Source organism: Pseudoalteromonas sp. SG43-4, assembly GCF_014164325.1.
GTDB lineage: Bacteria > Pseudomonadota > Gammaproteobacteria > Enterobacterales > Alteromonadaceae > Pseudoalteromonas > Pseudoalteromonas distincta.
Map to the genome: position 1 here is coordinate 1 of NZ_JACJFB010000053.1, position 701 is coordinate 701.

Genomic DNA, 701 nt, shown 5'->3' on the forward strand with positions numbered 1-701 from the left:
GTAGTGGTATTACCGGCGTTATCACTAACGCTTGCTTCAATAGTGAGTGGACCATCAGTTAACGCGTTCGGTACATCTGCTGACCAGCTGCCATCGGCTTGTACTGTTGCAGTAAACGTTTCTGTATTATCTGCATCCGTGACGTTAATCGTTATAACCGTGCCTGCTGGCGCGTTCGATGTCCCGCTAATTGTTGGCGTGCTGTTATTCGTGGCACCGACTGTGTCTAACGTCAGTGTCGGCGCTAAGGTATCTAAGTTGCCTGTTTGTGTTGCACCACCGGTGTTGCCTGCATCATCGGTGATACTGGCTTGCACGGTGTAGCTTCCATCCGGTAATTCAGGGCTGGTTGCTTGCCAGTCACCGTTTGCATCCACGGTGGCGGTGATTGGGTGTTCATCACCGTTACTGTCAGTAATAACAATGTTTACAACGGTGCCTTCAGGCTCTGTTGAAGTACCACTAACAACTGGGGTGCTATCGTTGCCAAGGCCCAGTGCATCAACGGTGACGATTGGCGTAATAGTATCCACATTACCACTGCTGTTTGCGGTGCTCTCGTTGCCTGCCGCATCAGTAATACTCGCGCTTACAGTAAAGTCACCTTGTGCAAGGGCACCTGGAATCTCAATGTTCCAGTGGCCATCGCTGCCAACTAGGGTCTCAATGGTTTGCACAGCGCCTGCGCTGTCGGTGATGGT

Annotated in this window: 1 protein-coding gene; it reads right to left on the minus strand. The window is 51.5% G+C overall.

Annotated elements, in window-relative coordinates; all coding sequences use genetic code 11:
* Positions 1 to 701: Ig-like domain-containing protein (locus tag H5160_RS20105; RefSeq protein WP_182738536.1), on the minus strand; the 701-nt coding region annotated here is incomplete at both ends.